The sequence below is a fragment of the Caldicellulosiruptor hydrothermalis 108 genome, assembly GCF_000166355.1.
Lineage (GTDB): Bacteria > Bacillota > Thermoanaerobacteria > Caldicellulosiruptorales > Caldicellulosiruptoraceae > Caldicellulosiruptor > Caldicellulosiruptor hydrothermalis.
In genome coordinates this window covers 1,332,694-1,355,529 of record NC_014652.1, presented here as the reverse complement: position 1 = coordinate 1,355,529, position 22,836 = coordinate 1,332,694, and the positions used below count along the sequence as shown (strand labels likewise).

Here is a 22,836-nt window from a genome sequence, read left to right as displayed (position 1 = left end):
AAATGATAGCGAGCGATACCCTCAATAAATTATCATATCATATGTTAAAAAATTTTAACAGGAAGGATGAAAAAACACTATGAAGCTAATATACGTGGTCAAAAAAGAAGATTTGAACATGACATATAAACAGATATTGCAAAAAAGACTCTTTTTTTCTTCAACGCTGATGAGCAGGTTAAAGGCACATGGTCAAATAAGATTTATTCCTCCAATCTATTCTATCCATCAATATCCACAAGAAAATGCTGTAATTGAAGTTGATTTGATATCTTACAAATCAAACATAGTTCCTGTTGAAGGAAGCATAGACATATTGTATGAGGACAACTTCTTTTTATTTGTAAACAAACCTTCCGGTCTACCTTCACATCCATCTAAAGGACATTATTTTGATACCATCGCAAACTATGTTGAATATTATTTAAATTCTAAGAACCTCACTTCACACATAATAAACAGGTTAGATAAAGAGACCTCAGGGATAGTTGTATTTGCTAAAAACTCTTACTTTCACAGCATCGTTTCATACGAGTTTGAAAAAAGACGAGTTGATAAGACATATATTGCAATTGTTCACGGAAGACTCACAAAAAAAAGTGGGCTTATTGAAAAACCCATTAAACGCTCAGATGATGGTATCAAAAGAGAAATTCATCAAGATGGCAGTTTTGCTTCCACCTACTATGAAGTTATTGATACTTTTGAAAACTTCTCAGTGTTAAAGTTAAAACCAATTACGGGCAGAACACATCAGCTAAGAGTTCACTTATCATCAATTGGTCATCCGATTGTAGGGGACTACATTTACGGCGAAGAAAAAACACAAAATACCCCTTTACTTCTTCACGCTTATTCGATAAGATTTAATTTCAAACTAATTAATAATAAAGTCTATGATATTACTTCTCCACTACCACATTATTTTCACGAGTTTGCTGGAAGACACCTTGAGTTTTAAGGTTTAAAACAAACTTTTCTATTCTGTCCAAAGCTTGTTTTATGGTTTCAATCGAATAGGCATACGAACATCTTATAAATCCTTCTCCTGACCTCCCAAATGCAGTGCCTGGCACAACTGCTACTTTCTGTTCGTACAAAAGCCTCTCTGCAAACTCCTCTGAGGAAAGGCCGGTGGACTTTATGGATGGAAAAACATAAAACGCTCCTTTTGGCTCAAAACATTCAAGCCCCATCTTATTAAATCTGCTTACCATATAGCGTCTTCTTCTATTGTATTCATCTCTCATCTTTTCAACTTCTAAAAGCCCATTTCTTAGCGCTTCAATAGCCGCATACTGTGAAAAAGTAGGAGCACTCATTATGATGTACTGATGCACCTTTGCCATTGCTTTGATAAAAACCTCATTTGCAGCAATAAACCCGAGTCTCCAACCTGTCATAGCAAATGCTTTTGAAAAACCGTTTATAACAATGGTCTTTTCTTTCATTTCAGAGAAGTTGGCAATTGAAACATGATTTCCTTCATATGTAAGCTCAGCATATATTTCGTCGGAAATTACTATGATTTCTTTGTCTTTCAATATATCAACAATCTCTTTTAAATCATCTTTTGTCATAATAGCACCTGTTGGATTGTTGGGATAAGATAAAATAATAGCCTTAGTTCTGGAAGATATTTTGGGCAAAATATCCTCTGCTCTAAGTTTAAAGTCGTTTTCCGGTCTTGTTTCAATCTCTACCGGTACACCACCTGCAAAAATTACACATGGTTTGTAAGAAACAAAACAGGGTTCAGGAATCAAAACCTCATCACCAGGATTTACTATGCTTCTTAAAGCAATATCGATTGCTTCGCTCGCCCCAACAGTTACCAAAATCTGCTCCCTGTAATTTGGATAGTCCAGGTCGAATCTATCTTTCAAATACCTGCTAATCTCTTTTCTCAGCTCCAAAAGTCCGAAGTTTGATGTATAGTGGGTGTGCCCTTCTTCAATAGAATATATTCCCATCTCGCGAATGTTCCATGGAGTGACAAAGTCAGGTTCACCAACTCCAAGCGAAAGAGCATCTTTCATCTCAGATACAATATCAAAAAATTTCCTAATACCTGAGGGTGGAACGCTTTGAACGCTCTTTGAAATGTACTTTTCTAAATTACTCACGGTGTTATAACCTCCCTGTCGTCCTTTTCGCCATCTTCAAGTATTACTCCTGCATCTTTGTACTTTTTCATTATAAAGTGGGTTGCTGTTGAAAGGACATATTCAAGCGGTGCAAGTTTAGAGCCAACAAACTGAGCAATATCTTTCATGCTCTTGCCCTCTACAACAACGTGCAGGTCATAATCTCCCGAAAGCAAATATACAGCTTTTACTTCAGGAAACTTGTAAATTCTTTTAGCAATGGCGTCATAACCAAACCCTCGCTGGGGAGTTACTTTCACCTCAACAATTGCTTCAACCACTTCCTTTTCTGTTCGTTCCCAGTTCACAATTGTGTGATATTTTACAATAACCTTATCTTGTTCAAGCTTTTTAATGGTTTTTTCGATATTTTCTTTGTTTTCACCCAGCATTATTGCAATCTCTTCGGCAGAGAGTTTGGGATTTTGTTCTAAAATCTCTAAAACCTTCACTTCTATGTTCATTCTTCTTCCTCCTTTGCAAGATGTTTTAAAAATTCAATCAAAAAGCCTTTCTTCCTCATACTTTCAATTACCTCATGGTTTATAACAATTCCTGCAGGTAGTACCAACTCATCGTCTACATAAAAGTCTCTTTGGAGTTTTTTAGCGGGCAAACTTCCATCATCGCCCAAAAACTTTTCTATCTCATCAACCAAAGTGCAGAGTCTTTTTAAGATTTCTTCTTTGTATTTTTCAAGATATTGAATATGCTGAATTATACTTTCTTTAATCTTTTCAAGCTCATCTAAAGTTTTTGAATATTCTATCTGAACTTCTTGTGCTTTTTTTGAATAGTATTCTTCCCATTCGCTTACAAAAAAATCCTCAATGAAAGCTTTATAATATTCGATATCCTTGATATGTAAATTAGTCAAATTCTTTTTGAGCTTCTCTATCTCCTTTGCAAGTCTTTCGTTTTCTAAAGTCAAAAGGTCTCTTTCTCTATCAAGCTTAGAAATCAAATTTCCAAAACTCTGTGTAAGATTTTCAATATAACTTCTCACTTGAGGCTTAGAAAAACCAAAAAAAGAGGTTGGAAGAATCATTCATGTTCCCCCTCTTTTATATTTGCAATTATTACATCCTCACCTATCACAACAATATCATCCCATGAAATTACTTCTGTCTCCCACCTAAACCCCCGTTTCTTTTTAAGTTCAATGCTCAGTATATTTCCCTCATCGTCAATTACCAACTCCAACGACTCAGAACTTCCTACAATTCTGCCTGACTGCTGAGATACAACAGGTTTTGAATTTTTTATTTCGCTCAAAAGCATACTTTTACCCACCTACCTTTTCTACACACCACTTGAACCAAATCCTCTGTCTGCTCTGGACGTTGTTGATAGCTCTTCTGTCTCTTCAATCTTTTCTATCCTTTCAAACTTTGATATTACCATCTGGGCTATCCTATCTCCTCTCTTTACTACAAAAGGTTCCTTGCCAAGGTTAATCAATATTATTCCTATCTCCCCCCTATAATCACTATCAATTGTTCCAGGAGAATTTAAAACAGTAATGCCATGTTTTAAAGCAAGGCCACTGCGAGGTCGTACCTGTGCTTCATATCCTTCCGGAAGTTCAATGTAAAGACCTGTTCGGATGAGCTTTATCTCACCAGGGTTTATAATCTCTTCTTTTTCAACACATGCAAACAGGTCCATTCCTGCCGCCCCGCTTGAAATATATGTTGGAAGCGGCAGATCCTTTGCATCGACTGCTCTTTTTACTTTCAGGACCATAAATGCTTTCTCCTTTCTATTATGTCAGTACTCTTTGATCAAAGATTTTCAAATCCATCTCTTTTTTATTCCCAACAACAGCAACTGAAAATTCCTTTGACAAAACCTCTCTTGCTGTGTCAATCACGTTTGTATAGTCAATGGAATCTATTATCTTTGTAATGTGCTCTATCTCCATAATTTTGTTTAAAAGCAGCATATTTTTCCCTATGTTGGACATTCGACTACTTGTGTTTTCAAGCCCAAATATGATACTTCCCTTTATCTGCTGTTTTGCGACCTCTACCTCATCAGGTAAGATTTCACCTTTTAAAAAGAGATTTAACTGGTTCATGATTTCTTTGTACACCGCTGCAATATTTTTGGGATTTGTTCCTGCGTAGATGATAAGAACTCCCGCATCTTTAAATGTGCTCACAAACGAACTTATGCTATATACAAGTCCTAACTCTTCTCTTATTCGCTGGAAAAGTCGTGAACTCATTCCCCCGCCAAGAATATTAGATAAAACTAAAAGCTCATAAACCTTTTCATCTTCCTGTCCAAAACCTTCAAAAGTTACTGCTAAATGAGCCTGATCACTCTTTTTGTTTTTGATGACAACACCTCTATTAAAAACTGGCTTTGATATGCAATAACTCACATCTGTTTTGTTTGAACACTTCCAATCCCCAAAGTACATCTTCACAAATTCTATAAGCTTTTCTTCTGCAAAGTTTCCAGCAACAGATATTACAATGTTTTGAGGTATATATCTTTCTTTCATATAACATTCAATTTTGATCTTATCTATTTTCTTAACAGTAGATTCTTTTCCGATTATAGGATACGAAAGAGCTTGGCTTTTCCATATCAAATCATTCAGTGACTGATACAACATCTCTTCCGGGTCATCTTTTGTCATATTTATCTCTTCAATGATTACTGTCTTCTCTTTTTCTATCTCTTCTGCTGCTATGACAGGATTTAAAATTAAGTCTGACAATATATCAAAACCTTTTTGTAAAAACTCATCCAAAACTCTTACATAAAAACAGGTGTACTCCTTTGCTGTGAAGGCATTTATCTGTCCACCAATTGATTCAATTTCATATACAATCTCTCTTGAACTTCTGTTTTTAGTTCCTTTGAACAATATATGCTCGATAAAATGGGAAATTCCATTTATCTTTTTTGTCTCATACCTTGAACCAGCCAAGACCCAAATACCTATACTCACAGTTTTTACTGTATCAATTTTTTCATATACAAGCCTTATACCGTTTGAAAGTGTGTGAAGTTTTATCACAAAAAGGAAACCTCCTTAGCAGTCTATATCGTTATCACAACAGCATTCCCAACATGCAATTATTTGACATATTGTACAAATATCGCAGTCATCATGTCTTCTATATCCCCTATTGTATGCTGACCATTCATAATTTCTTGAAGCCATTTCAAACTGTTCTTTTGCGCGCCTGTACTCATAGTTTCCAGGATCACGATTATAGGCTTCAATAAAGTATCGGTATGCTTGATTTATCCATCCTCTTTTTTGATATATTATTCCCATCAAATAGAACCATTCTGCGTCATTTCGAGGGTTTTGATTTAGCAGACTTTCTGCTTGAGCTATATTACCCTGCATAATCAAGTCTCTCACCTGTTGGTAGAGAGAGGTTTGATCGTATGTAGAGTATTCATAGTTTGAATATTGATCGTTCATAAGGATATTATATGCTTCATTTATCTCTTTTAACTTTTCTTCTGCAAGTTCTCTTAAAGGATTGTCCTTAAACTTATCTGGATGGTACTTTTTTACAAGTTCAAGATAAGCTTTTTTTATTTCTTCCTTTGAAGCACCTTTTCTCACACCCAAAACCTCATATGGGTCTCTCATTACTCCTTCAACTCCTTAAAGAAGTTTGTTGTAAAACGCTCTAAGACCTGCTGTGTTTTTGAGTACATACCAACCTGAACAATGTTGTTCAGTATTGAATTATTATACCCCTTAACATAGTCACTTAATATAGCAAGATAATTTTCCAAACTAACCTTCAAAATGCTGAGTTCATATTCAAAAAGTCTTTTATCTTGCCTACACTTTTCAAAGTGGTGTTTCAGACAATTATATCTCTTTTTCTTCACATCATCAATATAGTCGTCAATAGCGTCGATGATGTATACCCACACACCTGTATAATACCCAATTTGTCTCAAAAGTTCTTCGTCATTGTAAGCAAATATTTCGGCCAAAATATTGCCAAAATTGTGCGCAAGTTCATCTATATTTTCACAACCACTTTTCTCAAGCGATATCTGCTTGTTAAATAGTTCTTTTATCTTCTCAAACGGTTCTCGATGTGATTTTGTTATTTTCCTTATATATAATTTCAAAATACTATAAGGTGCATAACTAAATATATTCTTTTCATCAAGAATGTTATCATAAAGCTTAAAAAAACTCAAAAGAACCATTTGGTTGCTCACATATTCCAAGATTTCATTAGGTTTCAAAAAGAACCTTTCCTTAATTGGGTGAACAATACACCTTGTTTTTCCTAACTCATCTTTGACTTTAAAATGCTCTTTTAGCACCAGATACAAAAAAACAAAATCATAGTTAAGAAATACCCGCGGAAGGTTTCCTATCTTTTTTGTCTGAAGACATATACCACAGTAAACTGCCTTGTAATATTCATATTCTCGCACTTTTAGCTCTGGCTTATAAGGAACCACATATCCGAACACTAAAGTCTCTTTTCTCCTTTTTCTCTTTTACTTCTTATGTTTTTATAGTAGCAAAAATGATTGATAATGTTAAGCAAATTTTAGTTGATTTTTTCTTGAAGAGTAATTAATATTATTGTGATAGCATATCACATTTTAGGGGGAAAGAAAATGGGTTATAAATACTGTCCAAGATGCGAATTGAATAGAATCCCGGAAGACCAAGATCTGTGTCCAGTCTGCAAAAAGGACTTAGAACAGCTAAAAAAAGTTACAGAGGCAAACATGAAACTGTGCCCATATTGCCATGAAGAGTATATTCCGGAAGATCAAGACATGTGTGAGTCTTGCTTTGAAGAAAGACTGTTGACAGGAGTTGTTGACGACTCTGAAATTGAAGAAGAAGCAATCAAGGAAGAAACTGGCTCAGAGATATTTGAAAATGATTTTGCAGATATAGAACCAGATATCCTAACTCAACTACCTGATGATGAGCTCGACCTTGTTGACACACCAATAGACTTAGAAGAATTAGAAGTGGACGAAGAAATACTATTGGATGATGAAGAAATAAAGGAAGAATCAGAAGACTATGAAGAAAAAACTGAGATTGAGGATGAAAATATCCCATCAGAAGAAGAGTCCAGTAGCAAAACCAAAAAAGAAACAAAAACTGAAAAGAAAAAAGGAAAGAAAAAAAGTAAATGAGGCAGTGCAACCGAGGTTGCACTGCCCTTTTTATACATCTTTTCTATTTTCTTCGGCAAGTTTTAGCCTGTTTAGCGCTCTGTACAGCGCCGCTTTGTATCTTTCAAACTCATCAGGAGGAAGCTTTTGCTCGAGTCTCTTTTCTGCCCTTTCTTTTGCCAAAAGTGCTCTTTGTCTGTCTATCTCCTCTGGCCACTCTACAGCATCACTCAATATTGTTGCCTTATTATTTTTCACTTCAAGCAAACCACCTGCAATGGCTGCTTCTTTCCACTTTCCATCCTTCTTTATCCTCAACTTCCCAATACCAATGGGTACAACAATAGGCTGATGGTTTGCCATAATACCTATCTCACCATCTATTGTTCGCACAACAACCATTTCGACCCTGTCTTTAAAAAACACCCTTTCAGGCTGGAGAACCTCCAATTCAAATTCAGCCATCTTTAAATTCACCTCAAGATTTATTTGCCTTTCATATCTTTTTCGTAGTTTTCATATACCTCATCTATTGTTCCTACCATGTAAAAATACTGTTCAGGAATATGGTCCATCTTTCCCTCAATTATCTCCTTGAAACCTCTTATAGTATCTTTTAACTTCACATACCTTCCAGGTCTTCCTGTGAAAGCTTCAGCAACAAAGAATGGCTGGGACAAAAATCTCTGAATCTTTCTTGCTCTGTAGACAATCAGTTTATCTTCTTCCGAAAGTTCATCCATACCCAAAATGGCAATAATGTCCTGAAGCTCTTTATATCTTTGAAGTATTTGCTGCACAGTCCTTGCAACATAATAGTGTTCCTCTCCTACAATTCGCGGATCAAGTATACGCGAGGTTGAATCGAGAGGATCAACAGCAGGATATATTCCAAGCTCAGCAATCTGTCTTGACAAAACTGTTGTCGCATCCAAATGTGCAAAGGTTGTAGCCGGTGCTGGGTCTGTAAGGTCATCGGCAGGGACATATATAGCCTGTACAGAGGTGATTGACCCCTTTTTTGTGGATGTAATTCTTTCCTGCAAAGCACCTACCTCGTTTGCAAGTGTTGGTTGATATCCAACTGCTGAGGGAATTCTTCCTAAAAGCGCTGACACTTCAGATCCTGCTTGGATGAACCTGAAAATATTGTCAATGAACAAAAGAACGTCTTGTCCTTCTACATCTCTGAAATATTCAGCCATGGTAAGCCCGGTCAGAGCTACTCTCATTCTTGCCCCAGGCGGCTCGTTCATCTGACCAAACACCAATACAGTCTTTTCTATAACACCAGACTCATTCATCTCAAGCCAAAGGTCGTTACCTTCTCTTGTCCTTTCACCCACACCTGTGAAAATTGAAAAACCACCGTGCTCTGTTGCTATATTTCTTATAAGCTCCATTATAAGGACAGTCTTACCAACGCCCGCACCGCCAAAAAGTCCTATCTTACCACCTTTTGCGTACGGAGCTAAAAGATCAATGACTTTTATACCTGTCTCAAAAATTTCAACTGCAGGTACCTGTTCTTCAAACGACGGTGCACTTCTGTGAATAGGCCAGTAATCTGAAGCTACTACCTCACCTTTATTGTCGATAGGCTCTCCCAATACATTAAATATCCTACCCAGCGTTCCTCTCCCCACAGGGACTTTTATAGGCCCACCAGTGTCTATTGCCTTTACACCTCTTCTAAGTCCATCGGTGGAACCCAAAGCCACACATCGAACAGTGTCATTCCCAAGATGCTGAGCAACTTCAGCAACAAGTTTTTTACCATCAAAGTGAATTTCAATAGCATTGTTGATGGCTGGTAAATTTTCACTCTCAAATCGTATATCAATAACAGGTCCTATAATCTGGACGACATACCCTACATTCTGTTCCATTTTTGACTACACTCCCTCAAACTAAAATCAAGATTGTTAAAAATATCATTTCAAAGCTGCGGCACCACTTATAATTTCTGAAATTTCCTGGGTTATCACAGCCTGGCGTTCTCTGTTAAGTTTTAAAATAAGTTTTTGTATCATCTCATCAGCACTTTTTGTGGCATTGTCCATTGCTGTCATTCTTGCAGCAAGTTCACTCACATATGAATCCATCATAGCACCAAAGATAATTCCTTTGATGTATTCATAAATAACGATGTCAAGTACAGAAACTGGGTCTGGCTCGTAGATTATAATCTCATCGCTTTTACCCTCTTCTATACCAAATTCAGTCTTGTCAAGAGGCAAAAGTTTTTTGATAGTAACTTCTTGTTTTATGGTTGAAACAAGTTTTGTGTAAATGATGTAAACTTCATGAACTTCACCGGTATAATATTTTCTCACAATCTTTTGCGAAATGAGTCTTGCAAGTTTTACAGAAACAGACTGTGTCTGGTAATTAAAACCTTCATCAACCTGATACCCATGGCGAACCAAAAAGTTTCGTCCCACCATACCAATAGGGAAAAACGTCACATCCGCTTCTTTTGCAAAATTTTCATATAAGCTGGTTGTACTTCTCAGAACGTTGGCATTGTATCCTCCACATAAACCTTTGTCGCCACTGATAACTATAACCCCAATCTTTTTTTTCCCCTCTTTATATGATCCTTCAAAAAGAATGTGCGGGGTTTTCACTCCATGCAAAATCAAATCTTTCATAAACTCATTTACCTTTTCAAAATAAGGTCTTGTACTATCAAGCCTATCTCGGAGCCTTTTCACCTTTGATGCAGAGATAAGATACATTGCTCTTGTGATCTTTTTTGTTTCATTGACACTTCTGATCCTTGATTTTATCCATCTTGTTTTGTTCGCCATCTTGTAATCTCACCTACTTGTTACTCTTAAATCTCTCTTTGAACTCTACTATGACCTTCTTCAAAAGCTCTTCCGTTTCAGGTGTCAAATCCTTTGTCTCTTTTATAGAATCAAATATCTGGGGATAGTTTGCTGATATATACTGTACAAGCTTTTCATTAAATTCCCTGGCCTTTGAAACTTCTATATCCATCAGATAACCATTTACAGCACTGTACAAAATCACAACCTGATGCCATACAGGCAGTGGTCTGTACTGTGGCTGTTTTAACGTCTCTACAATTCTTTGCCCCTGAGCAAGTCTTTCTCGCGTTGACTTATCGAGTTCTGAACCAAACTGAGCAAAAGCTTCAAGCTCACGGTACTGAGCAAGGTCAAGTCTAAGCCTTCCCGCAACCTTTTTCATTGCCTTTATTTGGGCATTACCACCGACTCTTGAGACAGAAATGCCGGCATTTATCGCAGGTCTAATACCTGCGTAAAATAGCTCACTTTCAAGGTATATCTGTCCGTCTGTGATTGAAATGACATTCGTAGGAATATATGCTGAAACGTCACCTGCTTGAGTTTCTATTATTGGCAGTGCGGTAAGAGATCCGCCTCCACGCTGAGCATTCAGTTTTGCTGCTCTTTCCAAAAGTCTTGAATGCAGGTAAAACACATCGCCAGGGTAAGCTTCTCTTCCAGGTGGACGTCTGAGTAAAAGAGACATTGCCCTGTATGCAACAGCGTGTTTAGAAAGGTCATCGTATATAATGAGTGCGTCTTTGCCCGACTCCATAAACTCTTCTCCCATCGCGCAACCTGCGTATGGAGCTAAGAATTGAAGAGGAGCTGAGTCACTTGCTGTTGCACTCACAACAATGGTATAATCCATTGCGCCGTATTCTTTTAAGGTATGGACTATCTGAGCAACTGTAGAGGCCTTTTGACCAATTGCCACATAGATGCAATAAACACCTTGATCTTTCTGGTTTATAATCGTATCTATTGCAATTGCAGTTTTACCAGTTTGCCTATCACCAATTATAAGCTCTCTCTGTCCTCTTCCTATAGGAATCATAGCGTCAATTGCCATTATACCTGTCTGAAGAGGAGTTTTAACAGGTTCTCTTTCAATTACACCAGGAGCTATCCTTTCCACTGGTCTAAATTTTTTGGCATTGATGGGACCAAGACCATCTATGGGTTGGCCCAGAGCGTTTACAACTCTTCCCAAAAGTTCTTCTCCTACAGGCACCTCAACAACTCTACCTGTCCTTTTTACAATGGTGCCTTCCTTTATTTCCTTATCATTTCCAAGTATAACACATCCAACATTGTCTTCTTCTAAGTTGAGAGCCATTCCAAAAACTCCATTAGGAAATTCTAAAAGCTCTCCAGCCATGCAGTTGTCAAGACCATGTATTCTCGCAATACCGTCACCCGCCATTATGACAACACCAACATCGCTTGTTTCAATCTTTTTTTCATAGTTTTTTATTTGATCCTTTATTATTGAAGCAATTTCATCTGGTCTAATTGTTACATCAACCATCTTCCATTCTCACCCCTACAAAATAGCTATCTTTACAAGCTCTTTTCTCATTGAATCAAGAGCACCTTTTATTGAAGCATCAACTTCAATGTTATTAAATAACAGCTTTATCCCACCAATTATGCTTTTGTCAACCTTTACAATGAATCTTGGATTTTTGACTCCGTACTTTTTCAAAAGCCATTTAGAAATTTTGTTTAACACATCGCTTCCAATTTCATGAGCAACAATAACCTGCACATCTACATTGCCTACAATTTTGTCATATATCTCTTTGTAATAAAAAGGTATATAGGGAAGAATTATTTCCCTGCGTTTATCAATGAGAAGATAAAGAAGGTTCAAGATATAACTATCAATGTCATCACCAAAGAATACTTTGATTCTTTGTTTCTTTTCTGAACGCTTCATTTCTAAATCGAACCAAATATTATTAAATTCATTATTACTTTTGATAATCTCAAATAATTTGAACAAATGGTCATAAAATTTTTCCAGCTTACCTTCCTCTTGACCAAGCTTTATAAGAGCCTCTGCATATCTTTTTGCTGGCAACATCTTTAAGCAACCCCTGCCTCATCAAATATGTTCTCAACCATCTTTCTATTTTCCTCTGTATTCAAATTCTTCTCAATAACTCTTGATGCAGCAAGAAGCGCAATTGAAACAAACTGATTTTTGAGTTCATTTATTTGCTTCTTCTTTTCAATCTCAAATTGTCTGAGCGCATTTTCCATAATTCTGTTAGCCTCAAGCTTTGCATTTTCAATGATTTCTGCCGCCTGTCTTTGTGCCTCCAAGGTTGCACTTTCAACAATTTCATTTGCTTTGGCATGTGCCTGGGCAAGTATATTCTCATATTCTTCCTTTAGCTTTATTGCCTCTTCTTTTGACTTTGCTGCAAAATCAAGCTGATCTTGAATTATCTGGGATCTTTTTTCCATAAACTGTGTAACTCTTTGGAAGAAAAACTTTTTGTATATGAGATAAAGTATCAAAAAGTTTATAATTGCCCAAAAGAATATATTCTCAAATATCTTAAGTTCGAACATCTTATTCTATCATCTCCTTTTTAGTCCTCATTTATGGAGAATAATTGCTATTTTAGCAAAATTCAGGTACTGAAAAGAGATGACGCTCCCCAAAAAGCATGGAGAGCGCTTAGATTTTAGAAATTAACATGAATGCAATAACCAAACTATAGATAGCAACTGCTTCCGCCAAAGCAGCACCAATTAAAAATAGCGGGAAAATACGTCCAAATGCTTCTGGCTGTCTTCCAATAGATTCTGAAGCTTTTCCTGTTGCAATACCAATACCAATACCTACACCCAAACCTGCCAGCATTGCTATACCAGCTGCTAATGCTGTCATCTCAAAGCACCTCCAAAATTAATAAATTATTCTTCTAAGGCTTCGTAAAGGTAAATTAAGGAAAGAAATGTAAAGATTATTGCCTGAAGAACCCCATCAAATATATCAAAATATAAACTTGCTACTGCTGGAATACCAACAGGAGGTATGTGGAACTTTATAAGGCCATGGTAAATGAGCTCCATGATGGTAGTCCCAGCAAGAATATTACCGAATAATCGGGCAGACAAAGAAAGAGTTCTTGTGAAATAGTCCAAGAACTTAAACGGGAAAATGATTGGGATGGGTCTAAAGTGATCTAAAAACCATCTTATTGGATTTTTTAGTATTATTGTAGAGATTATCAATACTAAAATAGACATTACACCAAAACTTGCAGTAACATTCAAGTTACTTGTTGGTGGCTGAAAACCAAAAAGTCCCAACAGATTCAGGCTTAGCAAGAACAAAAACAGAGTCCCTAAATATGGCGAAAAAATACGCCAATAATGACCTAAAAAATTTTTGGTTATCTTATTCATAGAATCAACAATAAATTCAGCAATCATCTGTTTTTTCGTGGGCACAAGTTTCATATTAGATGTTAAATAAAAAGCAAGAGCAATCAAAAATAGCATCACAGCCCACATTTCAACAACTGCGACTCTTACTGGTATGCCTTTTCCAATAGGGATGGTAAATAAAACCTTCAATACGCTTTCGCCCATCTTTCACTTCACTTCCTTGAGAGCTTTTTAGAGTAAACATAGGCAATACCAAACGAGATTAACAAGGCTATAGGATAGCTTATTAGAAGAATCACAATATATAAAGCTCTTTGTCTGATGCAGGCGGATATAAAAGAAGACAACATGATCAAGAGAACGACAATCAAATAGTGAATTATAAAGTAGAAGATGCTAAATTGTTTTGTAAGAGCTTTTTCCACTACTTTACTTAAGGTATAAACTGTAGAAACAATCAGTATACTCAATACCGCTGAAATTAACAAAACATCTGCTTCTTTAGAATATATAAATAAGCATATGCACAGGCACAGGTAGATAAACGAAACTAACTTTAAACTCAAGCTTACCACATAAGACTTCATTTCTCTTCTCTACTTTCCAAAGAGAAAACTTATAAATATGTTACACCCTTCTGTGAGAAATTTCAAGCCCATCAAAAAAATTTTTTTGCTATTCCCATTCAATTGTAGCAGGAGGTTTTGAAGTGATGTCATACACCACCCTGTTGACCTTTTTCACACTGTTTACAATCTCATTTGAAACCCTCTCTAAAATCTCATAAGGTATTTTAGCCCAGTCAGCCGTCATCCCATCAATGCTTGTAACAGCTCTTAGAGCAACTGTGTAATCATACGTTCTTTCATCACCCATTACACCAACACTTCTCATATTGGTTAATATCGCAAAGTACTGCCATATTTCATTGTCAAGACCGCTCTGTTCAATCTCTTTTCTAAAGATCCAATCAACCTCGCGCAGTATCTCCAATTTTTCCTCTGTAACCTCTCCAATTATCCTTATTGCAAGACCAGGTCCGGGGAAAGGCTGTCTTTTGACAATCTTTTCAGGTATTCCCAATTCTATTCCTACTCTTCTTACCTCATCTTTAAATAGCTCTCTGAGAGGCTCAATTATTTGTTCGAATTTTATTTTTTCAGGAAGACCACCGACATTGTGGTGGCTTTTTATAGTTGCAGCCTTGCCAACCCCGCTCTCAACAACGTCAGGATAAATTGTTCCCTGAACCAAAAACTTTATATCGCCAAGCTTTTCTGCTTCCTCTTCAAATACCCTGATAAACTCTCTTCCAATGATCTTCCGTTTTTCCTCTGGTTCAGTAACACCTTTTAAAGCATCTAAGAATCTATCTTTCGCATCAACCTTGATTACATTCATGTCAAATTGATCTTTAAAAACACTCATAACTTCCTCAGCTTCGCCCTTTCTCAAAAGACCATGGTCAACAAATATGCAGTAAAGATTTTTCCCTATCGCTTTGTGAACAAGGACTGCTGCAACAGAAGAGTCAACACCACCTGAAAGAGCACATACCACTTTTTGGTTGCCTACAATACTTTTTATCTCATTAACCTTTTCCTCAATAAATGATGAAGTTTTCCAATCACCGCTGCATTGACAAATGTTAAATAAAAAGTTTTTTATAATTTCCCGTCCATATTCGGTATGGACAACCTCAGGATGAAATTGAACACCATAAATTTTCTTGATATCATCTCCAAACGCTGCAATTGCGCAATTTTCGGTGGATGCCAAAGCCTTAAACCCCTCTGGAAGCTTCTCTACAAAGTCTGTGTGGCTCATCCAACACACAGAATGTTCAGGTATTCCGCTGAAAAGAGGAGAAGAGATGTCGTATTTTATATGCGTCTTTCCATACTCTCTAAATAGCGCCCTTGACACTTTTCCGCCCAAAACATGAGCAATCAGCTGGTTCCCATAACATATCCCAAGTATTGGAATACCCCTTTCGAATAGTTCTTTGTCAATCATAGGAGCGTTTGGCTCGTATACACTTGACGGTCCACCTGTAAATATAATTCCTTTTGGATTTTTACTAACTATCTTTTCAAGAGGTGTGTCGTATGGCCAAATTTCACAGTACACTCCGCATTCTCTTACTCTTCTTGCAATAAGCTGGTTATACTGACCACCAAAGTCCAGAACTACTACAATCTCATGTTGCAAACTTTCTCATCCTTTCTTCATAAAGTTATTAAATATGATAGTATAGAAACACCAGTAAAGGAATTGTTATGAGCGAAAAAATGGTTGTTATGAATATAGTCCGGGTCGCATAGTGGCTATCGCCGTCATATCGGTAAGATAAGACAGAGCTTGTTATAGCTGTTGGCATCCCAGTCTGAAGTACAATTATGAGTCTTGTAAAATTGTCTATTGATAAATATTTGGTAAGATACATAATACCAAGTGGTAACAAGACCATCTTGAATAGTGTTATTGCATAGGCAGAAGAAGTTTTTAATGTCTCTTTAAACGATACTTCTGCCAGCAAACATCCAATAAAAAACATCGAAAGATAAATTGTAGTTTTTCCAAAGGGATTTAAAGCGTCATAAATTGTTAGAAATACTTTGTCATATGAACTTTTTATATCATATGGCAATATTCCTTTTATGAGATAAATGATAAATGCAACAAAAACAGCAATAGAATTTGCATTTACAAACCCAAATTTAGTTTTCTCACGATTGTGCCGGCTTATTATCGAAAGTCCTAAAGACCAAGCCAAAAAATCATGCATGATATTGTAACTTGCAGCAAAGAAGACTCCCTTTTCACCAAAGATTGAATACAATAAGGGGAAAGACAAAAATCCTGTGTTGCCAAAGGCTGAACAAAAAATATGAGTATAAAAAGTTTTTCCTTGAAGCTTAAATAAAGACCCTGTTATGTAGCCAAGTAGAAGCAAAATCATAATCCCCACAAAAGCTGAAAGTATCAAAATAAATACATTTTTTACTACTTGAGAGGAATAAGGTTTGCTACTTATTGTTGTAAAAAGCAAAATGGGCGCTGTCACTTTTACAATAAGTTCACTTACAGAGTCTTTTACTGTATTTGAAAATAGATTTAGCTTTGTTCCCATAAATCCTATAAATATAATAGCGAAAAGAAACAGTAAATTTTTCAAGAGAATCAGAACTTCATCATTCATTGCTGTCAAAACCCTTCTAATAAAAAGTGCGTTTTAAATGTTCAAGCTCTATTATATAAAAAAAGAGTGCCTTTTTACAAGGCACTTTATTCTGTAATCTCTATTTCTTCAACCTCTTGTGAGGTGTTCGCAAGCGAGTTGAGTTTTTCTTTCATCTTACTCATCACTTCTTTCGCAACATCAGCAGAATACTTTTCCATTGCAAAAACAGGCGTTGTGGTAGGAGTTGATGCCTTTACTATCCTAATTATTTTTAGCTGTGGTTTGTCTTGAGTGGTAGGACGAACCTTTGAACCCATCAAAATGTAATCAGCATATCCCTGTTTGAATACTCCAATTACCACTTCTTCATATGGCTGCGATAGAATCTTTGAAGACTCTGAGGCTTTAATCTGCATGGGAATAATCTGAGTTTTTCCATCTTTGCCTGTGGTGTATAGCTGGTCCAGATTTGAAAACACTACATTTGCACCTTCAACAGGAAGACCAGTTTTGCTGTCAACAACCATAACCTGCAAATAACCTTTCAAACCCTCAGTTTTAGAGACCTGCTCAGATGCTGGCACAGAAGAATTTTTTTTGACTTCTGTAGAGGTTAATTTTGAACTTTCCAAGCTTTTGTTGGAAATTATTCCTACCAAGGCAATAACAAATATAGCTAAAATTGTAACAGCTAAAAACCTGTTTGAAACCCTGCTAAGCATATCTTCATTATCTCCCTTGCCAAATAATGTTTCTACTAAAATATATTATTCAAGTGCATTTTCTATCACTACTTGTTTACCGAAAAAATATTAGGGTATAAATATCTTTGAATACTAAAATTCATCTTCAGAAGTGGAGGGAAAAATAATGCACACAAAACTAAAAGATGGAATATATTCAGTTGGTGTACAAGATCCAAACCTGAGAATATTTGATATTGTGATGTATACTAAATATGGGACTACCTATAATTCTTATTTGATAGTTGACAGTGAAAAAATAGCTTTAATCGAAAACGTGAAATATAAGTTTTTTGACCAATTTTTAAGTAACATAAAAGAGGTTATCTCACCAGAAAAAATAGACTACTTGATAATAAACCACACAGAACCAGATCATTCAGGGTCAATTGAGAAACTTTTAGAGCTAAATCCTAATATAAAGGTCTTTGGCAGTAGTACAGCAATAAAATTTTTGAAAAAGATCACAAATAAGGACTTTCAATTTCAAGTTGTAAATCACAACGACCAGATTTCGCTTGGAAATAAAACTTTAAAATTTATCTCTGCTCCTTTTTTGCACTGGCCTGATTCCATTTATACGTATTTGGTCGAAGACAAAATTCTTTTTACCTGTGACTCATTTGGCTGCCATTTTAGTACTGAAAACCTTGATATAAACTGGGTTATGCAAAACCAAAAAGAAGGTTTTATGGATGCTTATAAGTACTATTACGAAGTTATTATGTCACCGTTTAAAAGTTATGTTCTGCAAGCAATAGATAAGATAAAAGATTTAGAAATTGATATAATTGCTCCAGGGCATGGTCCTATATTAACAAATTATAAAGAGGAATTGATTTCGTTATATAAATCATGGTCTGAAAAACTTTTAGAAAAGCCGTCTAAACCTTATGTTGTGATAGTATATGTATCGGCGTATGGATACACAGAAATGCTTGCAAAAAAGATTGCAGAAGGTATTGAGCAAAGTGGTGTAGATGTTTTTGTATACAACGCAATTGAACACAAGCCTGAAGAGATTGTAGAGAAAATCTATTTTGCAAACGGTGTGTTGTTTGGTTCACCAACCATAAATTCTGATGCCCTGCCACCTATTTATGACATACTCACAAGATTAAATCCTATTGTGCACGGCGGAAAGGTAGCAGCTGCATTTGGTTCATACGGATGGAGTGGTGAAGCTGTGCCAAATATTGAAAGCCGTCTTAAGCAGCTAAGATTAAAAGTTGTCCAGCCCGGGTTAAAGGTGAATTTTAAGCCAAACGAAGAGGAGTTAAAAAAATCTTTTGAATTTGGTATACTATTTGCTGAAAAGATAAAAGAATAAAAAGCTGGTGCATATACAATGGAAAAGTATGACATTGTTATAATTGGTGGGGGACCTGCGGGTGTAACCATTGCAGAACAGATAAGAAAAGAGAACAAGAATATTTCAGTCTGTATCTTAAGTGAAGAAAAGGTTTTGCCTTATTATAGGTTAAGACTTGGATATTATCTTCAAAATCCTATAGATGAAAAGTTCTTCTTGAAATCTTCAGAGTGGTACCAAGTGAACAATATAAAATTGATGTTGAATAGTAAGGTTGAGGAATGTAATTTTGAGGAAAAAATTGTAGTTTCAAGGAGCCAAAAGATAGAATGGGACTATCTTGTTATTGCTTCAGGCTCAAAACCCTACCTTCCTGAGCAGATGCGAAATGAAAAGTTGCAAAACTTTGTCTTCACATTTAGAAGCTATGAAGATTTGCTTGCGCTTAAAAAAAGACTGTCACAGGCTGGCAGAGTTGTAATTGTTGGTGCTGGACTTTTGGGATTAGAACTTGCATCTGCACTTGAAGGTAAGGAGATAACAATAGTTGAGCTGAGCAAAAGAATATTGTCAAAACAGTTGGATGAAGTTGCCTCTTTTCTACTGGAAGAACATATTGTAAAAAAAGGAATTAAGATAATTTTGGACAATAAAATTGAAAATATTGAACCTCATCAAAATGGATTAAAAATAACACTTTCAAGTGGTCAGGCTATTGAATGTGATATACTCATTTTTTCGGCTGGAGTTGTACCAAATACTGAGTTTATAAATTCGCAGGAAGATATACTAAATAGCAAAAGAGGTATAGATGTTAATTACAAGATGCAGACTAAGCTTACCAATGTGTATGCTTGTGGTGATGTTGCATATATTGATGGTCAAAATCCTGGAACATGGACGTTTGCTTTAGAGAGTGCAAAAATAGTTGCAAGGAATATTTTAGGATTTGCAGCTTTTTATCAAAATAATCCACTACCATATTTCTTAAAAGCCTTTGGACTCGAGATTGTTTCAGCAGGTGATATGCAAAATCTGCAAAACGCAAATATACTCGAATTTTTAGATAAGAGTAGAATGATTTATAAAAAATTTGTGGTAAAAAACAACAAGTTAACCGCCTACCTTCTCTTAAATGACACCAAAACACATTTGCAGCTTTCTAAGTTTTTAAATAGTCATGTTAACATAAAATTGCTAGAAAACCTTTTGAAATAAAAAGCGGAGCTGGCAAACGCTCCGCTTATTTTTTAGCATAAATCCTATCTTTCAGGATTTCTTTTAAAAACATTCCTGTATATGACCTTTCGCACATAGCCACTTCCTCGGGACTGCCGCACACAACTACCTCGCCGCCTTTATCTCCGCCCTCCGGTCCCAAATCAATTATATAATCTGCTACTTTAATAACATCAAGATTATGTTCAATTACAATTACCGTGTTGCCCATATCCACAAGGCGTTGAAGAACACCAATTAACTTGTTGACGTCATCCATATGAAGACCAGTTGTAGGCTCGTCCAAGATATACAGGGTTCTTCCAGTTGCTTTTTTAGAAAGTTCTGTTGCGAGTTTTACTCTCTGCGCTTCTCCACCAGACAGAGTGGTGGAAGGCTGACCCAGTTTTATATAACCAAGCCCTACATCATAAAGTGTTTGAAGCTTGGATTTTATCCTCGGAATGTTCTTGAAAAATTCCAACGCCTCTTCCACTGTCATTTCAAGCACATCAGCAATGGTCTTATCCTTGTACTTTACCTCTAACGTCTCTCTGTTATACCTTTTCCCTTTGCACACATCGCACGGTACGTATACATCAGGTAAAAAATGCATTTCTATCTTTATAATACCATCTCCCGAACAAGCTTCACATCTCCCACCTTTCAAGTTGAAGCTAAATCTTCCTGCCTTATAACCTCTGAGCTTTGCCTCGGGCGTTTGGGCAAAAACTTCCCTTATATAATCAAAAACACCTGTGTAAGTTGCAGGGTTTGACCGTGGAGTTCTTCCTATAGGTGATTGGTCTATATTTATAACCTTGTCAAAATGTTCAAGGCCTATTATCTCTTGAAATTTACCTGGTTTTTCTTTGGACTTGTTCAAAATTGCGCTCGCTGCCTTGTAAAGTATCTCGTTCACAAGAGTGCTTTTACCAGAGCCCGAAACGCCGGTTACACAAGTAAAAAGTCCTACAGGAAAACTCACATCAATATTTTTGAGGTTATTCTCGCTTGCGCCTTTTATGGTAAGCCATCTACCATCAGGTTCTCTTCTTCTCTCAGGTATCTCAATCTTTTTCTTTCCAGAAAGATACTGTCCTGTTATAGATTCTTCACATGAAATTATATCATCCAGTGTCCCTGCAGCAACCACTTTTCCACCGTGCTCGCCTGCTCCTGGTCCAATGTCCACAATGAAGTCTGCCGACCTTATTGTGTCCTCATCATGTTCCACAACAATCAATGTGTTGCCAAGGTCTCTTAGTTTTTTGAGAGTTTTTATTAGTCTGTGATTGTCACGCTGATGCAACCCTATACTCGGCTCATCAAGAATATACAAAACTCCAACAAGTCCAGACCCTATCTGGGTAGCAAGCCTTATTCTCTGTGCTTCACCCCCAGAAAGTGTGCCCGCTGACCGCGAAAGAGTTAAATAGTCAAGTCCCACATCTATTAAAAAGTCCAGTCTTGCCACAATCTCTTTTATTACTGGCTGGGCAATTACTTTATCCTTACCCTGAAGGTTCAGGCTCTGAAGAAATTCTTTTGCTTGCAATACTGTCATGTCAGCAACATCTGCTATAGACTTACCCTCTATCAAAACCGCCAAAGCCTCTTTTTTAAGTCTTTTACCCTGACAGTCAGGGCATGTAAATGTACTCATATACTCTTCAATCTCTTGCTTGACATATTCTGACTGGGTCTCTTTATATCTTCTTTCAAGATTATTTATAAGCCCCTCATACTTTGCAAAGTATATACCACGTGGAGTATAAATTTTTATCTTCTCGTCACCTGTTCCATATAAAAAGATATCCAAAATTTTCTTGTCCAGTTTTTCAACAGGAGTATTTAGACTGAAATTATACTCTTTTGCAAGTGATTCCAAAATCATTCTTGCATATGAATTTGTCTCAGTAAAGTTCCACCCATTTATTGCAACCTGACCTATGGGAATAGATTTATCTGAAATTAATAGGTCAGGATCAACCTTTTGCAAATAACCAAGGCCCATGCACGTTGGGCATGCACCATATGGTGTGTTGAAAGAAAAAAGACGTGGAGTTATTTCTTCATACGAAACTCCACAGTCTACACATGCAAAGTTTTGTGAAAACACAATCTCATCTCCATCAACAATAGATACAGTTACAATCCCCCCTGCGAGCTGGAGCGCTGTTTCTATTGAACCCGCAAGCCTTGATTCTATCCCCTCTTTTACTATGAGCCTATCTACAATGACGTCAATACTATGTTTTTTGTTCTTATCAAGTTTTATCTCTTCTTCAAGCTCATACACAATACTATCTACTCTAACTCTTGCAAACCCACTTCTTCTCAGCTCCTCAAATAGCTTCTGGTACTCACCTTTTCTTCCTCTTACAACCGGCGCAAGTATTTGAATCTTTGTACCCTCTTTAAGTTTCAATACCTCGTCTACCATCTGGTCAACTGTTTGCTGTGAAATAGGTTTTCCACATATATAGCAATGAGGTTTTCCAACTCTTGCAAACAAAAGTCTCAAATAGTCGTAAATCTCAGTAATTGTCCCCACAGTTGAACGCGGATTTTTAGAAGTTGTCTTTTGGTCAATTGAAATAGCCGGAGAAAGTCCTTCAATGTATTCTACATCTGGTTTTTCCATCATTCCTAAAAACTGCCTTGCATAAGAAGAGAGAGATTCTATATATCTTCTCTGTCCCTCGGCGTAGATTGTGTCAAACGCCAAAGATGACTTGCCAGAACCAGAAAGACCAGTAAAAACTATGAGTTTGTCTCGTGGAAGTACCAAATCAATATTTTTGAGATTGTGTTCCTTCGCACCTTTTATAACTATATACTCTTTTGACATCTTCCTTTT

The 22,836-nt window shown here is 36.5% G+C and carries 24 protein-coding genes; 4 read left to right on the top strand and 20 right to left on the bottom strand.

From position 1 onward, the window contains the following. Positions 1-79 precede the first annotated feature (79 nt). A complete protein-coding gene (locus CALHY_RS06725) occupies positions 80-961 on the top strand; it encodes an RluA family pseudouridine synthase (RefSeq protein WP_013403217.1) in 882 nt (293 codons plus the stop codon). On the opposite strand, the gene CALHY_RS06720 is transcribed toward CALHY_RS06725, so the two are convergent. Genes CALHY_RS06720 through CALHY_RS06685 form a run of 8 tightly spaced genes read right to left on the bottom strand, consistent with a single transcriptional unit; the run spans position 903 to position 6,623 of the window. Continuing rightward, positions 903-2,126 carry an aminotransferase class I/II-fold pyridoxal phosphate-dependent enzyme gene (locus CALHY_RS06720; protein WP_013403216.1) on the bottom strand — a complete coding sequence of 408 codons (1,224 nt, stop codon included), beginning with the start codon at positions 2,124-2,126 and terminating at the stop codon, positions 903-905. The genes CALHY_RS06725 and CALHY_RS06720 overlap by 59 nt on opposite strands. Next, the gene (locus CALHY_RS06715) at positions 2,123-2,611 is read right to left on the bottom strand and encodes an Lrp/AsnC family transcriptional regulator (RefSeq protein WP_013290438.1); all 489 of its coding nucleotides are present in this window, start codon (positions 2,609-2,611) and stop codon (positions 2,123-2,125) included. Before CALHY_RS06715 ends, CALHY_RS06720 begins: the two co-directional genes overlap by 4 nt. Next, a complete protein-coding gene (locus CALHY_RS06710) occupies positions 2,608-3,195 on the bottom strand; it encodes a hypothetical protein (protein WP_013403215.1) in 588 nt (195 codons plus the stop codon). Before CALHY_RS06710 ends, CALHY_RS06715 begins: the two co-directional genes overlap by 4 nt. Beyond that, positions 3,192-3,428 (bottom strand): PRC-barrel domain-containing protein, encoded by a 237-nt coding sequence (locus CALHY_RS06705; RefSeq protein WP_013403214.1) that lies wholly within the window; start codon positions 3,426-3,428, stop codon positions 3,192-3,194. Before CALHY_RS06705 ends, CALHY_RS06710 begins: the two co-directional genes overlap by 4 nt. A 21-nt stretch (positions 3,429-3,449) precedes the next feature. Further along, positions 3,450-3,893: a dUTP diphosphatase gene (gene dut / locus CALHY_RS06700; RefSeq protein WP_013403213.1), complete on the bottom strand. Its 444-nt coding sequence runs from the start codon at positions 3,891-3,893 to the stop codon at positions 3,450-3,452. 19 nt (positions 3,894-3,912) lie between these two features. Next, complete coding sequence (locus tag CALHY_RS06695) at positions 3,913-5,181, bottom strand: M16 family metallopeptidase (RefSeq protein WP_013403212.1); 1,269 nt, start codon at positions 5,179-5,181, stop codon at positions 3,913-3,915. A 15-nt stretch (positions 5,182-5,196) separates the two neighbouring features. Next, positions 5,197-5,772, bottom strand: a complete 576-nt coding sequence (locus CALHY_RS14110; protein ID WP_013403211.1) for a J domain-containing protein — start codon at positions 5,770-5,772, stop codon at positions 5,197-5,199. After that, positions 5,772-6,623: a DUF5685 family protein gene (locus CALHY_RS06685; protein ID WP_013403210.1), complete on the bottom strand. Its 852-nt coding sequence runs from the start codon at positions 6,621-6,623 to the stop codon at positions 5,772-5,774. The genes CALHY_RS14110 and CALHY_RS06685 overlap by 1 nt, the downstream gene beginning before the upstream one ends. Before the next feature lie 150 nt (positions 6,624-6,773). On the opposite strand from CALHY_RS06685, the gene CALHY_RS06680 reads away from it, so the two are divergent. Beyond that, on the top strand, positions 6,774-7,310 hold the full coding sequence (locus tag CALHY_RS06680; protein WP_013403209.1) for a hypothetical protein: 537 nt from the start codon (positions 6,774-6,776) through the stop codon (positions 7,308-7,310). Between the two features lie 30 nt (positions 7,311-7,340). On the opposite strand, the gene atpC is transcribed toward CALHY_RS06680, so the two are convergent. From atpC to CALHY_RS06625, 11 genes are all read right to left on the bottom strand, one after another. Next, entirely contained in the window at positions 7,341-7,754 is a 414-nt protein-coding gene (gene atpC / locus CALHY_RS06675; RefSeq protein ID WP_013403208.1) for an ATP synthase F1 subunit epsilon, read from the bottom strand. A 20-nt stretch (positions 7,755-7,774) separates the two neighbouring features. Further along, a complete protein-coding gene (gene atpD, locus CALHY_RS06670) occupies positions 7,775-9,178 on the bottom strand; it encodes a F0F1 ATP synthase subunit beta (protein WP_013403207.1) in 1,404 nt (467 codons plus the stop codon). Between the two features lie 45 nt (positions 9,179-9,223). Then, positions 9,224-10,102, bottom strand: coding sequence for an ATP synthase F1 subunit gamma (gene atpG / locus CALHY_RS06665; RefSeq protein WP_013403206.1), 879 nt, complete (start codon positions 10,100-10,102; stop codon positions 9,224-9,226). 13 nt (positions 10,103-10,115) lie between these two features. Then, entirely contained in the window at positions 10,116-11,639 is a 1,524-nt protein-coding gene (atpA, locus tag CALHY_RS06660; RefSeq protein WP_013403205.1) for a F0F1 ATP synthase subunit alpha, read from the bottom strand. A gap of 15 nt (positions 11,640-11,654) precedes the next feature. Then, positions 11,655-12,197, bottom strand: coding sequence for an ATP synthase F1 subunit delta (gene atpH / locus CALHY_RS06655; RefSeq protein ID WP_013403204.1), 543 nt, complete (start codon positions 12,195-12,197; stop codon positions 11,655-11,657). A 2-nt stretch (positions 12,198-12,199) separates the two neighbouring features. Further along, positions 12,200-12,691, bottom strand: coding sequence for a F0F1 ATP synthase subunit B (atpF, locus tag CALHY_RS06650; RefSeq protein WP_013403203.1), 492 nt, complete (start codon positions 12,689-12,691; stop codon positions 12,200-12,202). 109 nt (positions 12,692-12,800) lie between these two features. Next, positions 12,801-13,013, bottom strand: coding sequence for an ATP synthase F0 subunit C (gene atpE / locus CALHY_RS06645; protein WP_013290424.1), 213 nt, complete (start codon positions 13,011-13,013; stop codon positions 12,801-12,803). Positions 13,014-13,039: 26 nt separating this feature from the next. Continuing rightward, positions 13,040-13,720, bottom strand: coding sequence for a F0F1 ATP synthase subunit A (locus CALHY_RS06640; RefSeq protein ID WP_013403202.1), 681 nt, complete (start codon positions 13,718-13,720; stop codon positions 13,040-13,042). 471 nt (positions 13,721-14,191) lie between these two features. Next, entirely contained in the window at positions 14,192-15,727 is a 1,536-nt protein-coding gene (gene guaA / locus CALHY_RS06635; RefSeq protein WP_013403200.1) for a glutamine-hydrolyzing GMP synthase, read from the bottom strand. A 28-nt stretch (positions 15,728-15,755) separates the two neighbouring features. After that, the gene (locus CALHY_RS06630; protein ID WP_013403199.1) at positions 15,756-16,718 is read right to left on the bottom strand and encodes an AEC family transporter; all 963 of its coding nucleotides are present in this window, start codon (positions 16,716-16,718) and stop codon (positions 15,756-15,758) included. A gap of 86 nt (positions 16,719-16,804) precedes the next feature. Further along, entirely contained in the window at positions 16,805-17,422 is a 618-nt protein-coding gene (locus CALHY_RS06625) for a hypothetical protein (protein ID WP_013403198.1), read from the bottom strand. 148 nt (positions 17,423-17,570) lie between these two features. On the opposite strand from CALHY_RS06625, the gene CALHY_RS06620 reads away from it, so the two are divergent. Next, positions 17,571-18,773 (top strand): FprA family A-type flavoprotein, encoded by a 1,203-nt coding sequence (locus CALHY_RS06620; RefSeq protein WP_013403197.1) that lies wholly within the window; start codon positions 17,571-17,573, stop codon positions 18,771-18,773. A gap of 18 nt (positions 18,774-18,791) precedes the next feature. Next, positions 18,792-19,973, top strand: a complete 1,182-nt coding sequence (locus CALHY_RS06615) for an NAD(P)/FAD-dependent oxidoreductase (RefSeq protein WP_013403196.1) — start codon at positions 18,792-18,794, stop codon at positions 19,971-19,973. 25 nt (positions 19,974-19,998) lie between these two features. Here CALHY_RS06615 and uvrA read toward each other — a convergent pair whose 3' ends face one another. Then, on the bottom strand, positions 19,999-22,827 hold the full coding sequence (gene uvrA, locus CALHY_RS06610) for an excinuclease ABC subunit UvrA (protein WP_013403195.1): 2,829 nt from the start codon (positions 22,825-22,827) through the stop codon (positions 19,999-20,001). Between the last annotated feature and the right edge of the window lie 9 nt (positions 22,828-22,836).

Coding starts and splice junctions, on each gene's coding strand:
- uvrA (WP_013403195.1), bottom strand. CDS start 22,827: ATGTCAAAAGAGTATATAGTTATAAAAGGTGCGAAGGAACACAATCTC.
- CALHY_RS06640 (WP_013403202.1), bottom strand. CDS start 13,720: ATGGGCGAAAGCGTATTGAAGGTTTTATTTACCATCCCTATTGGAAAA.
- CALHY_RS06725 (WP_013403217.1), top strand. CDS start 80: ATGAAGCTAATATACGTGGTCAAAAAAGAAGATTTGAACATGACATAT.
- CALHY_RS06625 (WP_013403198.1), bottom strand. CDS start 17,422: ATGCTTAGCAGGGTTTCAAACAGGTTTTTAGCTGTTACAATTTTAGCT.
- CALHY_RS06620 (WP_013403197.1), top strand. CDS start 17,571: ATGCACACAAAACTAAAAGATGGAATATATTCAGTTGGTGTACAAGAT.
- atpG (WP_013403206.1), bottom strand. CDS start 10,102: ATGGCGAACAAAACAAGATGGATAAAATCAAGGATCAGAAGTGTCAAT.
- CALHY_RS06705 (WP_013403214.1), bottom strand. CDS start 3,428: ATGCTTTTGAGCGAAATAAAAAATTCAAAACCTGTTGTATCTCAGCAG.
- CALHY_RS06615 (WP_013403196.1), top strand. CDS start 18,792: ATGGAAAAGTATGACATTGTTATAATTGGTGGGGGACCTGCGGGTGTA.
- CALHY_RS06630 (WP_013403199.1), bottom strand. CDS start 16,718: ATGAATGATGAAGTTCTGATTCTCTTGAAAAATTTACTGTTTCTTTTC.
- atpD (WP_013403207.1), bottom strand. CDS start 9,178: ATGGAACAGAATGTAGGGTATGTCGTCCAGATTATAGGACCTGTTATT.
- atpE (WP_013290424.1), bottom strand. CDS start 13,013: ATGACAGCATTAGCAGCTGGTATAGCAATGCTGGCAGGTTTGGGTGTA.
- CALHY_RS06710 (WP_013403215.1), bottom strand. CDS start 3,195: ATGATTCTTCCAACCTCTTTTTTTGGTTTTTCTAAGCCTCAAGTGAGA.
- atpH (WP_013403204.1), bottom strand. CDS start 12,197: ATGTTGCCAGCAAAAAGATATGCAGAGGCTCTTATAAAGCTTGGTCAA.
- CALHY_RS06680 (WP_013403209.1), top strand. CDS start 6,774: ATGGGTTATAAATACTGTCCAAGATGCGAATTGAATAGAATCCCGGAA.
- dut (WP_013403213.1), bottom strand. CDS start 3,893: ATGGTCCTGAAAGTAAAAAGAGCAGTCGATGCAAAGGATCTGCCGCTT.
- atpA (WP_013403205.1), bottom strand. CDS start 11,639: ATGGTTGATGTAACAATTAGACCAGATGAAATTGCTTCAATAATAAAG.
- CALHY_RS14110 (WP_013403211.1), bottom strand. CDS start 5,772: ATGAGAGACCCATATGAGGTTTTGGGTGTGAGAAAAGGTGCTTCAAAG.
- atpC (WP_013403208.1), bottom strand. CDS start 7,754: ATGGCTGAATTTGAATTGGAGGTTCTCCAGCCTGAAAGGGTGTTTTTT.
- atpF (WP_013403203.1), bottom strand. CDS start 12,691: ATGTTCGAACTTAAGATATTTGAGAATATATTCTTTTGGGCAATTATA.
- CALHY_RS06715 (WP_013290438.1), bottom strand. CDS start 2,611: ATGAACATAGAAGTGAAGGTTTTAGAGATTTTAGAACAAAATCCCAAA.